A 12,594-nucleotide genomic window follows, 5' to 3' on the forward strand; every position below is an offset into this window, starting at 1 on the left:
GCCTCCTGCTTCCAAAGCTGAATTGTATAGAACTGAGGTTGATAGACAAGAATTATAAAAATCCTGAAATATTCGTCGTTATTGATGCAATACTTTTTAAAGCAAACAAAAAGGTTTTAAAATAATTCAAATAACGTTTTAACATCAGGCATTAAACTGTCTTAAATGATGATCCATATGTTTGTACACAAAAATACCGATATCCTCTGTTTTCATTTTACCAAAAAAATCATGGATAAATTCCGGATTTGAAAAATTTTCATAAGCAGCCATCTGCGCAAGCCATATCTTTTTCTCATCCTGTATATCTCCATTTTGTTCTTTGATCGTAAAGATACCGGCTGGAGCATTCTTTTTCATCGGCTTATCATCTTTTACCATACCTTTTAAAACCATTTTTCCAAACAGCTTCCCCAGAAACTCCTGCCTATAAGAATACCCTCCGTTTCCCAATACCCAATCATTCCATCGGGTACAGTGTTTCATCATCTGATACAGGTTCATTTTACCCCATTGAGCCGTATTATGGGAATTCAGTGTATTGATCCTTTCAATCAGCTCTTCCCTTTCTGCTTTGTTAAATATAGTTTTCATAACCAATCTTTTTGTAAAATTACGCCAGCTGTTACAGACTGTCCCTACGTTAAAATGACATTCTGTAGTGGATTTTGTGCCAAAATTTGCTTATTTTTAAGATCCCTAGCTTCCATATCATGAAACATATTTCAATTATAGTGTATGATCATATCATGTCTACTGCTGTATCCACCACTGCAGCATTATTGTCCAGTGCGAATGAAGCTGCGGTAAAAAGAGGTATGCCTGCTCCTTTTTGTATAGAGCTAATTGGAGTTCATCAGAAAACAGTACCATCTAATCTTCCCATACAATTTCAGTGTACAAAAACAATATCGGATAAATTTGATACTGATGTTATCATTATTCCTCCAACAAGTATGGACCTTCAGCTAATAGATGTATTGCTTAAAGAAAACCATGCATTGATTGACTGGATAAAAGAAAAATATCAGGAAAAAGCCGAAATTATCAGCTTATGTACCGGTGCTTATTTTTTGGCAGAGTGCGGTTTGCTCGACGGGATGCCAGCCACCTCACATTGGGGAGCTATGGAAGATTTACAAAAGAGGTATCCACAGATAGATTTTAAACCCGATCATGTAGTTACTCACTCCAAAGCAATCATTACCGGTGGCGGAGGCTTCTCTTCATTAAATGCCCTGTTATATTTCATCGAAAAAAACTGCAGCAAAGAAATCTCCATCGAACTCAGTAAGTATTATGCTTTGGACTACGGGCGGACATCTCAAAGCATTTTTACTGTTTTTTCTGGGCAACGTCTTCATAATGACCATGAAATCCACCAGGCGCAAACCTATATCGAAAAAAAATTCAAAACAGACATTTCTGTTGAGCACATTGCCCGCCATGTGAATATGAGCAAACGGAACTTTATCCGACGGTTTAAGACCGCTACTACATTGAACCCCATAGAATACATTCAACGGATAAAAGTAGAAGCAGCAAAAAAAGCATTGGAATCCGGTGAAGGCAATATTGCTGATGTCACCTACAGTATCGGATATAATGATTTGAAAACATTCAGGACCTTGTTTAAAAAAGTTACGGGATTAACCCCTGCAGATTACAGGAACAGATATAAAAGCCGTGTTATGGATTAATGCGGAATAATATTGGAGACAGAGAGCTATGAGAGCTATGAGAGTAGAGACATGAGATGTTGAGATCGGAGACTGGAGATGTTGAGATGTGAGAAAGGAAATATAAGATTGGTTGGATGGCTCATATGGGCTTACAGTCTAAATATGGATCAGTCCTGATAAATTAAAAAGGCTTATCTTTGCGGCCTCAAACTTCTTATAATGCGAATCAGTTTACTTTGTATCGGCAAGACGGACGATAAAGAAATTACTTCCCTGATCAATTACTATCTCAATCGCCTGCCCAAGCACTGGAATTTTGAAATTACAGAAATCCCGGATGTCAAAAATGCAAAAAACTTATCTGCAGATCTTCTAAAAAAAGAAGAGGCTAAGCTATTCTTCAATCATATTGACAAAAACGATCTTGTTATCATCCTGGATGAAAAAGGAAAACAGTTTACCAGCCGTGAATTTTCTCAGAAAATTGACAATTGGATGAACTCTTCTGTAAAAAAAGTACATATCCTGATTGGTGGTGCATATGGTTTTTCAGAAGAAATGTACAGCAGGGCCAATGAAAAAATGTCATTATCTAAAATGACATTTACCCACCAGATGATCCGGTTATTTATTGTTGAACAGCTTTACAGAGCTGATCAAATCCTGCAGGGAAAGCCCTATCATAATGATTAAAATGGTCTATTATAGGAAGCTGTTTTAGTTTCCCCACAACCATCAGTCTTATTTGACACCCCTTACCAGGTATATATATTATGCTTTTGAGTTAATCTGTCTTTTAGCCTCCCCTACTACAAATGCCACAGAATTGGCAATATTAAAACTCCTGATTAATTTTGACATGGGAATCGTTAAATGATTTTCAAAACGGTCCAGTACTTCTTTACTTAGGCCTTTACTTTCCTTTCCGAAAACCAGCCAGTCCCCATCCTGGAAATCAGTTTCCAAATATGATTTTTCAGCATGCGAACTCATCAGGAAAACCCGTGAAAGATCCGGAATATTTTTCACCCATTCATCCACATCTGCATATTCTGAAACATCAAGATGCACCCAATAATCCAATCCTGAACGTTTCAGGTTTTTATCATTAATTACAAATCCAAAAGGATGAACCAAATGTAATTTACTTTCTGTTCCTACACATAATCTTCCTATATTCCCTGTATTATTAGGTATTTCGGGTTCTACTAAAACAATATTTAACATTTATTTTTCTTTATCTACTTCATTCACTTTTCAGAAGTACACTTTATTATTGATGAATTATTAATCAAACCCGATCATAGTGCATGATAGGGAAACGAAAATTTATATTGAAATGACTATGATTTCCTGATACATTTAGCGTAATAGTCTGCCAATACAGCTTTTTCATACCCAAAGGTTACTGCTTTATCAAGATTTTCACAAGCTTCTTTAGGTTTGGCAGTATCAAATAAAACCAATGCCTTGGTGACATAAGATTGGGCAAATTTGGGATCAATAGAAATTGCTTTATTGGCATCTGTAAGGGATTCTTTGTACTTTTTCATTTTAAGATAAACATCTGCACGTCCATTATACAAAAGTGATTCCGGCTTTTCAGCAATAAGCTGGTTATAATCTTTTAAAGCCCCATCAAGATCACCGCTATTTTTTTTCAGATTTGCCAATCCCGTTTTGGCAAAAATATTATCTGGTGCAAAAGTCAGAATTTGATTAAGATCTTTAATAGCCAGATCTTTTTTCCCCTGGCTGTCATAGATTTTGGAACGGGTCAGATACAGGTCCGTATTTTCAGGATCTACCTGAAGACCTTTTTCCACATACTCCAGCGCTTTTGCTTTATTTCCTTTCTGACTGTGTAGTGACGCCAGGTTGGCATATACAGGAGCAGACATAGGGTTTGCAATCAGTGCAGATTCATAGGATTTAAAAGCCATTGTAGCCTTCCCCAGCCTTCTTTGTGCTGTTCCCAGATTATTGTAATATTCGGATTGAAATTTTTGGATCTGTTCCTTTTCAGCTAGTTTTGAATATTGCTCCTCAGCACATTTATAATCTGCTTTTTTAAAGCATTCCTCAGCTATTTTTTTATCCTGAGCAAAGAAATTGAGAGAGAAACAAATAGAAGCTAAAAGTAATAAAGGTTTTTTCATGGTGTTATATTTTGTTTGTTGATCACTTTTTTGGCGAGTGCACCAAATATCACTCCCAATAAAGAACCAGCAAACGCCCCCACCAAAATATCTATCGGAAAATGCACTCCTAAATAAATTCGGCTGTAGGAAACCACTATAGCCCATACAAATATAGCATATGGGAACCATTTAATTTTCTTTTTTAATAAAATTCCCAGATAAGACGCTAAAAAGAAGGTATTGGAAGCATGTGCAGAATAAAATCCATACTGCCCTCCACATTTCACAATCCTCATAGAATGTTCCAGCGTAGGATCGTGACAAGGCCTCAACCTGGCAACCCCAAATTTGAAAACATTAGCCAGCTGGTCAGAAACCGTTGCTCCCAATGCTAAAAAAATCAGGATAAAAACTAAAGATCTCAGTTTATAGTTTTTGTACAAAAAATAAAGGAATATAATATAAAGAGGCACCCAGATCCAGGTACTGGAAATCAGCATCCAGAGTTGATCGAAAGAAGGGTCTCCCAAATTATTAAGGTATAGAAATACCGTTTTATCTTCCTGAATAATCTCCTCCATACCTTATCTGCTTACAGGCCCTTCATAAGTTTCATCTTCAGAAGGTTTTAGTTTTGGAGGTTCATTAGATGCAAGAGGTTCTGTTAAAATATCTTTCTTGATATCATTAACCGGGTTGAAATCTTTGGCAGCATCTTTTACCTTTTCGATTTCACGTTTGATCTCGGAAACAGGATTATCCGTTTCTTTCATAATCTCAGTTTTGATATCTTCCACCGCTCCACGCATTTTTCTTACACCTGATCCTAAATCACGTGCAATCTGAGGAAGTTTATCCGGTCCGAATAATACAACGATTGCAATGGCAATGAGTGCCATTTCTCCAATGCTTAATTCCATGCTGTAAAATTACGAAAGATTATAACATCTCTTTAATGTAATTTAAAATTTTAAACAAATTTTAAGATTTCATACCCTCAGTTTACCGTTTAAAGTTTGAAATTAGTATGCATCCGGCATTTCCCCACTCTTTTATCTCCTATCTCTTGTCTCTTGTCTCTAATCTCAACCTCTCCCGTCTCTACTCTCCTATCTCTCCGCAATACCTCATTTCCGATTCTCAAATCTTTTCATCATAAAGTAACCTATTAACAAATAATTAATTCAAAAAATTGAGAATTATATTTTATTTAAGTACATTTACTGTACACAATCTAAATACCTATTTATATGAAAAAATTACTAACTTCCTTTAAATTTCTTGCTGTTCTGTCAGTACTGGCTCTGGGCAGTTGCCAGAATGAAAGCAATGAAATTACACAACAGGAAACAGCTCAGGCTAAAGTTTCTGTATCGGATCTTAAGAAGGAAATCACTCCCGGTGTACAAGCAATTCCCCAAGCCGTACAGGTTCAGCTTGATGAATCCAAAAAAAATCTTGAAAAACATCTGAACAATGATCTGCAGATCACAGGAATTAATGTTCTGGGAAAAATTTCGACACAAAAAGGTCTTGAAATTTCTCAAAACCTGATCTCTAATAAGGATCAGATTATTGGGTTGGGAAATATAGCCGATCCTTCTTCTGTAAAAATTGGTAAAATCGGAGATCTATATTCAGGAGACCACCTGATCACTGCTCAGAAAGGATTAAAAGAAATGGCTACCGATGAGATAAAAGCAGGTATTAATGTCCTGGAAGTATCATGGGATGGTAAACATGGAAAGTTTACGACGCTATGTTTTTATAATGACTCAGGTATTGTCTGGGATAATGTCTTTGGCGGATTGGTACTGATGGATACAAGAGGAAATTCTGAGGTATCCAACAGCTCAACGGCAAAAGTTGTCTCTAAATGGTATAAACAATGGTGGACTGCCAATTGGCTTTGGGGTTCTAAGAGAGGAGAAGTAGGATATCAGATTACCATCTATTATACCGGTTCTACTGTTTCAAACGTTGATGTAAGTGACTGGGGGAACATCAGCTTAGGAAAAGCAAAAAGCGAAAGTAAAGTTATTAAAAGAACAGGGGCATATGGACAGTGTCAATATGCGTTAGGCCTTTGCACGCCTACCGGGTCTTTAAGTTTTAACGCAAGCAATTTCTCAGTATCCTTTTCAGGATTGGGAAGTAATATTGTAAGCAATGGTACCAAATCACTTTATCCCTAATTTTCATAAGAATTCAAATTTTTAAAAAAGTAAAAGGAAGTCTATAGGCTTCCTTTTATTCTTATACTCTAAAGAATCATTTTTCTTTCCCCGTAAAATTACTCCTTTGTTATTTTTTCCTTTAAAAGCTTCACCGAATTTTCTTTTAACCCGAAAATATCTTTCAGTATCTGAAATAGCTGCTCATCACTTTCTATGGCTACTGATTCTTTTTCGTTTGTTTCCTTTCGGATATTCAATGTGTGATCGCTAAAAGTATATCTTGCCTCTTCATCCACTTTTGAGAGTACCAGGTTTTTCTTAAACATAGATTCGGGATAGGTAGAGAGGTACCAGTTGGCAATGTCTAAATCTAAAGGTTCTACATATTCCAGTGCAAAACGATAGACCGGCAGCCATTTTTCTTTCCAAAACCAAAGAATATATAGCTCTTCTTTTTTTGAGATTTTAAACTGTCCATTCGGGGTTTGCTGGGACTCTTCATTATGTAAAAGTAAAGGAGCTGTAAGAGTCACTATCCCGAAACCACAATCTACAAGATATTCCTGCCCATGCATATTCACAATCAATAATAAATGTGTTTTGGCGGCAATGGCATCTTCTTCTCTCTTCCATACTACCCTGGCCTGTTGCAACCTGGTATCAAATCCTATATATTTCAACACTTCACGTAAAAGCAGATTCTGCTCAAAGCAATAGCCTCCTCTTGATTCCGTCACCAATTTATTAAAAACATCATCCAGATTCAGAGACGGAATATTTCCGGTATAAGGGTCAATATTTTCAAAAGGAATGTACTGAGGATGTAGCTGATGAATTCTTTTCAGTGTTTCCATATTCATTTCCGGGGCTTCGGAAAAATGGATTCTTTCCAGGTATTTTTCTAATTTTAATTGATCCATGACACTCATTTATAATTATTTTTTTAGGGTATTTTTAGTAGAAATCCAATGGTCTACTGATAATTTCCCTCCTCCTTCAATAAGCAAAGTTACAACTATTCCAATCGCAAGAATATCAAACTGACATCCTTCTCCTTTTTGGGTACCAAACCAGTTCATAAAAAATCCGTTATCCAAATGAGAAGTAAACATAATTCCGGTAAGCAATCCTATAAATGATAGAGCCCAGAATCTGGTTCCCCAACCCCATAGCAATGATATTGAACCCAAAAATTCTACCAAGATTACGATACATGCAACACCATATGGAAGATGTAAATTTTCTGTAAAAAGCTCCATTGTTTTGCTCCATCCCATTCCTCCAAATAAACCCAACGTTTTTTGAAGCCCATGAGGAATAAATACAATACCTATTGTCCATCTTAGTAAAGTCCCGGTCCAGGTATTATTCGTTTGAAAAATTAAATGTTTCATGTTAATAAAGAATAAAAATAGTTATAGTAAAAAATGTATACTGTTAATGAAATAGCCTGATCGCAGCAAATACGCCAAAATTCTGTTTACTTTCCTTCAATGGTCCATAGCGATCCCAATTGGCACCCAATCCAAAAGTGAGTGGTTTATAACTGACCCCAAGCCGAAGCATCAGATAACTTCGGGCGTGCCCTCCATCTTTTATAGTTTCCGAATAAAGAGCCTGGACGCGCGAATACCCTTTCCAGTTTTCGTTGATTGCAGGTTTGTATTCCAATAACATCATCCCTTCTGCTATACTTTTTTCAGAAAATCCAATAAATCTGGGATTGACAATAAGTAAAAATTCGGGAGTACTTAATGAATATAATATTCCTGCAGTGGGTCTAAGCCCGGTAGTAGGAGTATAATGCATTCCACCCAGTACCCGAAAATTTTTAATCACCTCAAAGGTTATATTCGCCTGGATCATCGCATCATTGGAACGGTCTTCATTCCATTTTGAAGAAATATTGGCAGCACTAAAAAACCCCAACCCTCTGACCTCCTGAAAACATTTATTGATTGTCATCTGGCTAGCAATTCCCTTATTGCCGGCTAAAGCTTCAAAGACAACAGGAGGATTGGGAGCTTGTTTATTATTTTGAGAAAAAAATAATAAGGGTACTATTCCAACACTGAAAAGTAATATTTGTTTCATTTTCTAAACCATCATAATTGTACTTACAAAATTCTTAAATACAACAAGATAAGGTTAGAACATATGCATCCATTAGTAGGATAAATCAATCCCTTTTCTATATTCTGACGGACTGATACCGGTATGTTTTTTAAAAAGACGGGAAAAATAGGAAACATCTTCTATTCCCAAGACCAGAGCAACCTCAGAAACGGTATATTGAGGTAGGGAAAGTAAAGCCTTTGCCTCCATCAGAAGAGCTTCGGTGATAATCTCAGAAGCCGTTTTTCCGGTTGCTTTTTTTATTGTTTTATTCAAATGATTAGGAGAAACATTAAGCAGATCGGCATATTCTTTTACAGCGTGTAAATTCTGAATCTGACTGGTTATCAATCTCCTAAATTTTAACGCAATGGTTTCATTAACCGAGAGATTCTGCTTCGGAAGCTTTTCTATAAAATGCCGGATCTCTCCCAATAGGGTAAAAAGATACAGTCTCAGCAGTTCCATATTATCAGTGGCTGCATAAAGGCTTTCCATCTGCTGCAGGATCAGGTAAATTCTTTCTTCATGCTGCTCATCCAGATAAAGGGTAGGATTGTTTTTAATCTCTGTATAACTCAGAATATCCTGCAGATATTTCAAGCCGGGGCCTTCTGCAATAAAATCATCGGAAAAATGGCAGTAGAAACCTTCAACATCCGGTGTGTTTTTAAGAAAGGTACGGATCTTATACGGGGGAAGAAGGATGATCATATTTTCCTGTACGGCAAACGTATCTGAACAAACCATTTTTTCAAGAAATCCTTTTTTAATAAACACAAAATCGTTTACTGTTTTACGATGGGGCTGGGAAGGAGTCTTTGCTTCACTAAGAACCTCAAGGGGCTCTATAAAGAATTCATTCAGCCCTTTTTTCAGCATAGTCTTCCCTGCCCAATCCAGATTAAGGATCGGTTTAAATTCATCCGGCTTGTATTGAGGAATACGCTTCATATCTTAAAAGTAATGATTTATTCCTTCCGGCCTTCTCTTAAAAATACAAAATTTTAGATTTTCTTTTTTTTCTTAAAAACAGAATAAGTAACGATTACACTGATGGCCATTAAAATAAATGCTAAGAAAAATGGTGCTCCGGAAAATTTAAACGGAGCTTCATCGTGAGTAAAAAAGTAGAACAGATTGGTCATCATCGGAGGTCCTATAATTGAAGTGGCACTCATCAGACTCGTCAATGCCCCCTGAAGCTCTCCCTGTTCGTTAGCCGGAACACTCTTTGTAATAACTGATTGCAGAGCGGGACCGCAGATCCCTCCCAGACAATATGGAATCAGAAATACAAACATCATCCAACCCTCGGATGCGAAAGCAAATAAAAGCATTCCCACAGCATAAAAAGCTAATCCATAGTAAATACTTTTCTCTTCTCCCAGCCTTGGGGTTGTCCACCTGATTAAACCTCCCTGTACCAATCCTACTAACAATCCTACTACCCCCAGGGAAATCCCTACCATTCTTTCTGTCCAGTCAAACTTATACATGGTGAAAAAGCTCCAGTTACTCTGTACAGCATGGCCTGCTATATAAATTAAAATCAATGCAAATACCAATCCTGAAATTTCAGCATGCTTTCCCAAGAATTTAAATGAACCCACAGGATTTGCGCGCTTCCAGTCAAATTCTCTTCTTTTATCTTTACTTAAACTTTCGGGAAGAATAAAATAGCCGTAGAGGAAATTAAGCAGACATAGACCTGCCGCCGCATAAAAAGGAACCCTGGCTCCGTAGTGCCCTAATACACCTCCCAGAACCGGACCAATAATAAATCCGAGACCGAATGCAGCTCCTATCATCCCAAAGTTTTTGGCTCTGTTTTCATCTGTTGAAATATCTGCAATATAGGCACTGGCAGTGGTGATACTAGCTCCTGTAACCCCTGCAATAATCCTCCCTAAAAACAGCCACCAGATACTTGGGGCTAATGCCAGAAAGATATAATCCACTGCAAACCCAAAAAGAGAAATCAAAATAATGGGTCTACGTCCATATTTATCACTCAGATTTCCTACAATCGGAGAAAATATAAACTGTGTAAACGCATAGGCAAATCCCAGCCAGCCTCCATATTTTGCAGCTTCACTGATATCGGCATGAATAAGCTCCTCAATTAACTTTGGAACTACGGGAATAATGATTCCCCAGCCGGTAATATCAATAAGTAGTGTAATAAATATAAAGCTTATCGCTGTATTTTTTTTTGATTTTTCCATGATGCTGCAAAATTAATCAAATCTTAAAAATAATGATTCTAAATTTCATTATATTAAAGAATATCCTCCTGAATAATAGATCAGTACCCAAAAAAGCTTTTATTTTTAATATAAATCTTAATAATCATCAGAAAAAAAATTAAAGATTTTTTAGAAAATAGGGAATAAAAAACCTATTTCAATATCAGCATGAAATAGGTTTTTCTAAAGTTGTGAATATTGTATTAATTGCTGTTAAGCTTTGTATAAGTCATTCTGTTGGTTATAATGCATTTAATCAGGCAGCTCTGTTTCACTGTAATCTTAACTGCATTAGTGTACTGATAAGCAGTAACATTTCCATTAAGAACAGATCTTACGCCCCGACGGTAATAAGTAGTCTGTGTAACCGGTGGCGCATCATAAGTTGCAGAAGTTGCATTGGTAATATTTACAAATGTTATGCTATCTGTAGAGCTCTGCCACTGATATTCGGCAGTTCCTGTTACCTGAGCAGCTGTAACCTGTGTAAATGCCGCAGGATCATTGTTGATATCCATACATAATGTCTGATCTGCAGCAATCGTTCCCGGATTATTTACGGAATTAACAAAAAGCCTTCCTATAGTAGAAATAGCCTGGAATGAGCAGGTATAAAAACTTGATTTTGCAACCACCCTGTACTGATTATTGTTAAAACCTACCGGAACATTATTGATAGCAAGCGTTGACGAAGTCACATTACTGTAATTGGTACCATTCGCCAGATCTGTCCATGTACTTCCGTTAAGAACCTGCCATTGGTAGGTAATATTTTCAGGTGTTTCATCTGTAGGGGTGTTGTTGATAACCGCAGTCATAGTGGTAGATCCACCCACTGCCACAGTTTTATCAGAAGGCTGAGATAAATAGGTCATAGGGTCTATATAATACTCAGACAGTATATTATAAACTCTCATCTGACTAAATGAAAATCCGACACCGATAACCTCTGCAAATGTTAACCGTACTTCATCCCACGCTGCCGTAGGAATCACTTTAATAATCCGACGTTCCTGATTATCTCCAAAATCAAAGAAAATATGTCCGTTAACTCCTGTACGATAAATTTCCTGTCCATTATTATAAAAGACAAAATTTCCCCCATTAAAACTGGGATTAAAGTTGAATCCATCAGAGGCAAAGTCTATATAAACAGGTTTATTAGCAGGAAAATCAGCTCCTGTTGTTCCTACGCCTACATGCATACTACAAAAAAGACCTGCACCTGTACCCGGCTTTAAAGAAGCAAAAGAGTTCACATCAATATCTGTCATATTAGCAGGATTAGCTGCTTCTTTCCCCAACCTGAAACATAGAAGTCCACCATTATTTGCACTGGAAGTATTAGTATCCAGTAGCCTACCACAACCACCATTCGGAAGGGAAACCATCTCCTGAGATGCCATTTTGCCAGACACAAAAAAGCATATTGCTATAAAAATATAGCCTAATATCGAATTTGTTTTCATCATTAATAATTTTAAGCAATTAATTATACGCGGAAGAATACTCATCCTTGGGTAAGGATGCTCATATGACGTTATGTCACTTAAAATTATTTGATTACAAATACAATATTAACAAAAGAACATGCGGTAGCAGTTCCAATTACATCATAGCGCAATATTCCATTGGCATCAATACTTACATTCCGTAAAACATTGCCATCAAAATCTGTTACATAATAATACAGATCCGAAGCATTCAAGAAAAAAGGAATAGCAGTGGGGGCTCCCACACTTACAACTTTTGGAGTAGAAAACTGTGTTTTATATAATTGGTACAAATCCAGTGTTCTTCCTGTCCCTATAGTAGAGGTATCAATACTGATGGATGGCATATAGAAGAACTTCACTATATTTCCACTGATCGGCACCCAGTTTGGGCTGGCTGGTGTTCCAATATTCTGAGCTAATGCCTGTCTTTTAAGATCATAGACCAATAAACCATTCGCGGGAGTGGGTATTGTGGTAAGATCAGAAATTCGGGGGATTAATACTCCTTTATTAGAACCGGTCACATCTAACATTGCGCTTTTATCAGGACTAGCATTCCCAATACCTACCTGCGCAAAGGCAGTGCTGCTGGCAATTAATGCCGCAGCAACGAATAATTCTTTGAATTTCATATTTGCTCTGTTTTTTACAAATATATAATAAATTAATACACATTAATCCATTACTTTGATTTATTTTCATCAAAATACGATAATTCATGAAAAACTTATAAT

General features: G+C 36.8%; 15 protein-coding genes. 3 read left to right on the forward strand and 12 right to left on the reverse strand.

Going from position 1 to position 12,594, the window contains the following annotated elements; all coding sequences use genetic code 11:
- Positions 1-144 precede the first annotated feature (144 nt).
- Entirely contained in the window at positions 145-594 is a 450-nt protein-coding gene (locus tag B8967_RS09675) for a DUF1569 domain-containing protein (RefSeq protein ID WP_084085951.1), read from the reverse strand.
- Positions 595-713: 119 nt separating this feature from the next.
- Here B8967_RS09675 and B8967_RS09680 point away from each other — a divergent pair, with 119 nt between their 5' ends.
- Together B8967_RS09680 and B8967_RS09685 are read left to right on the forward strand one after the other, a co-directional pair.
- Positions 714-1,700: a GlxA family transcriptional regulator gene (locus B8967_RS09680; protein ID WP_084085952.1), complete on the forward strand. Its 987-nt coding sequence runs from the start codon at positions 714-716 to the stop codon at positions 1,698-1,700.
- Positions 1,701-1,901: 201 nt separating this feature from the next.
- Entirely contained in the window at positions 1,902-2,375 is a 474-nt protein-coding gene (locus tag B8967_RS09685) for a 23S rRNA (pseudouridine(1915)-N(3))-methyltransferase RlmH (protein WP_084085953.1), read from the forward strand.
- Between the two features lie 78 nt (positions 2,376-2,453).
- On the opposite strand, the gene B8967_RS09690 is transcribed toward B8967_RS09685, so the two are convergent.
- The 4 genes from B8967_RS09690 to B8967_RS09705 all read right to left on the reverse strand — a co-directional run bounded on the left by B8967_RS09690 (position 2,454) and on the right by B8967_RS09705 (position 4,743).
- Entirely contained in the window at positions 2,454-2,909 is a 456-nt protein-coding gene (locus B8967_RS09690) for a tRNA (cytidine(34)-2'-O)-methyltransferase (protein WP_047485234.1), read from the reverse strand.
- 116 nt (positions 2,910-3,025) lie between these two features.
- Positions 3,026-3,841 (reverse strand): tetratricopeptide repeat protein, encoded by an 816-nt coding sequence (locus B8967_RS09695; RefSeq protein ID WP_084085954.1) that lies wholly within the window; start codon positions 3,839-3,841, stop codon positions 3,026-3,028.
- Positions 3,838-4,404 carry a phosphatase PAP2 family protein gene (locus tag B8967_RS09700; protein ID WP_047485239.1) on the reverse strand — a complete coding sequence of 189 codons (567 nt, stop codon included), beginning with the start codon at positions 4,402-4,404 and terminating at the stop codon, positions 3,838-3,840. Before B8967_RS09700 ends, B8967_RS09695 begins: the two co-directional genes overlap by 4 nt.
- 3 nt (positions 4,405-4,407) lie before the next feature.
- On the reverse strand, positions 4,408-4,743 hold the full coding sequence (locus B8967_RS09705; RefSeq protein ID WP_047485241.1) for a Sec-independent protein translocase subunit TatA/TatB: 336 nt from the start codon (positions 4,741-4,743) through the stop codon (positions 4,408-4,410).
- Positions 4,744-5,073: 330 nt separating this feature from the next.
- Between B8967_RS09705 and B8967_RS09710 the strand changes: the two genes are divergently transcribed.
- Positions 5,074-6,018 carry a hypothetical protein gene (locus tag B8967_RS09710; RefSeq protein ID WP_084085955.1) on the forward strand — a complete coding sequence of 315 codons (945 nt, stop codon included), beginning with the start codon at positions 5,074-5,076 and terminating at the stop codon, positions 6,016-6,018.
- Positions 6,019-6,116: 98 nt separating this feature from the next.
- Here the strand turns inward: B8967_RS09710 and B8967_RS09715 are convergent, their stop codons facing one another.
- The 7 genes from B8967_RS09715 to B8967_RS09745 form a co-directional block, all read right to left on the reverse strand.
- Positions 6,117-6,920, reverse strand: coding sequence for an arylamine N-acetyltransferase family protein (locus B8967_RS09715; protein ID WP_179140052.1), 804 nt, complete (start codon positions 6,918-6,920; stop codon positions 6,117-6,119).
- Between the two features lie 15 nt (positions 6,921-6,935).
- Complete coding sequence (locus B8967_RS09720; protein WP_084085957.1) at positions 6,936-7,394, reverse strand: DoxX family protein; 459 nt, start codon at positions 7,392-7,394, stop codon at positions 6,936-6,938.
- A gap of 43 nt (positions 7,395-7,437) precedes the next feature.
- The gene (locus B8967_RS09725; RefSeq protein ID WP_228406110.1) at positions 7,438-8,094 is read right to left on the reverse strand and encodes a hypothetical protein; all 657 of its coding nucleotides are present in this window, start codon (positions 8,092-8,094) and stop codon (positions 7,438-7,440) included.
- Positions 8,095-8,166: 72 nt separating this feature from the next.
- The gene (locus B8967_RS09730; RefSeq protein WP_084085958.1) at positions 8,167-9,069 is read right to left on the reverse strand and encodes a helix-turn-helix domain-containing protein; all 903 of its coding nucleotides are present in this window, start codon (positions 9,067-9,069) and stop codon (positions 8,167-8,169) included.
- 53 nt (positions 9,070-9,122) lie between these two features.
- Positions 9,123-10,343 (reverse strand): TCR/Tet family MFS transporter, encoded by a 1,221-nt coding sequence (locus B8967_RS09735; protein WP_047485247.1) that lies wholly within the window; start codon positions 10,341-10,343, stop codon positions 9,123-9,125.
- A gap of 224 nt (positions 10,344-10,567) precedes the next feature.
- Positions 10,568-11,833, reverse strand: coding sequence for a hypothetical protein (locus B8967_RS09740; RefSeq protein WP_143330498.1), 1,266 nt, complete (start codon positions 11,831-11,833; stop codon positions 10,568-10,570).
- Positions 11,834-11,919: 86 nt separating this feature from the next.
- The gene (locus tag B8967_RS09745; RefSeq protein ID WP_047485251.1) at positions 11,920-12,492 is read right to left on the reverse strand and encodes a hypothetical protein; all 573 of its coding nucleotides are present in this window, start codon (positions 12,490-12,492) and stop codon (positions 11,920-11,922) included.
- Between the last annotated feature and the right edge of the window lie 102 nt (positions 12,493-12,594).

It is taken from the genome of Chryseobacterium sp. YR221, from assembly GCF_900176315.1.
Lineage (GTDB): Bacteria > Bacteroidota > Bacteroidia > Flavobacteriales > Weeksellaceae > Chryseobacterium > Chryseobacterium rhizosphaerae.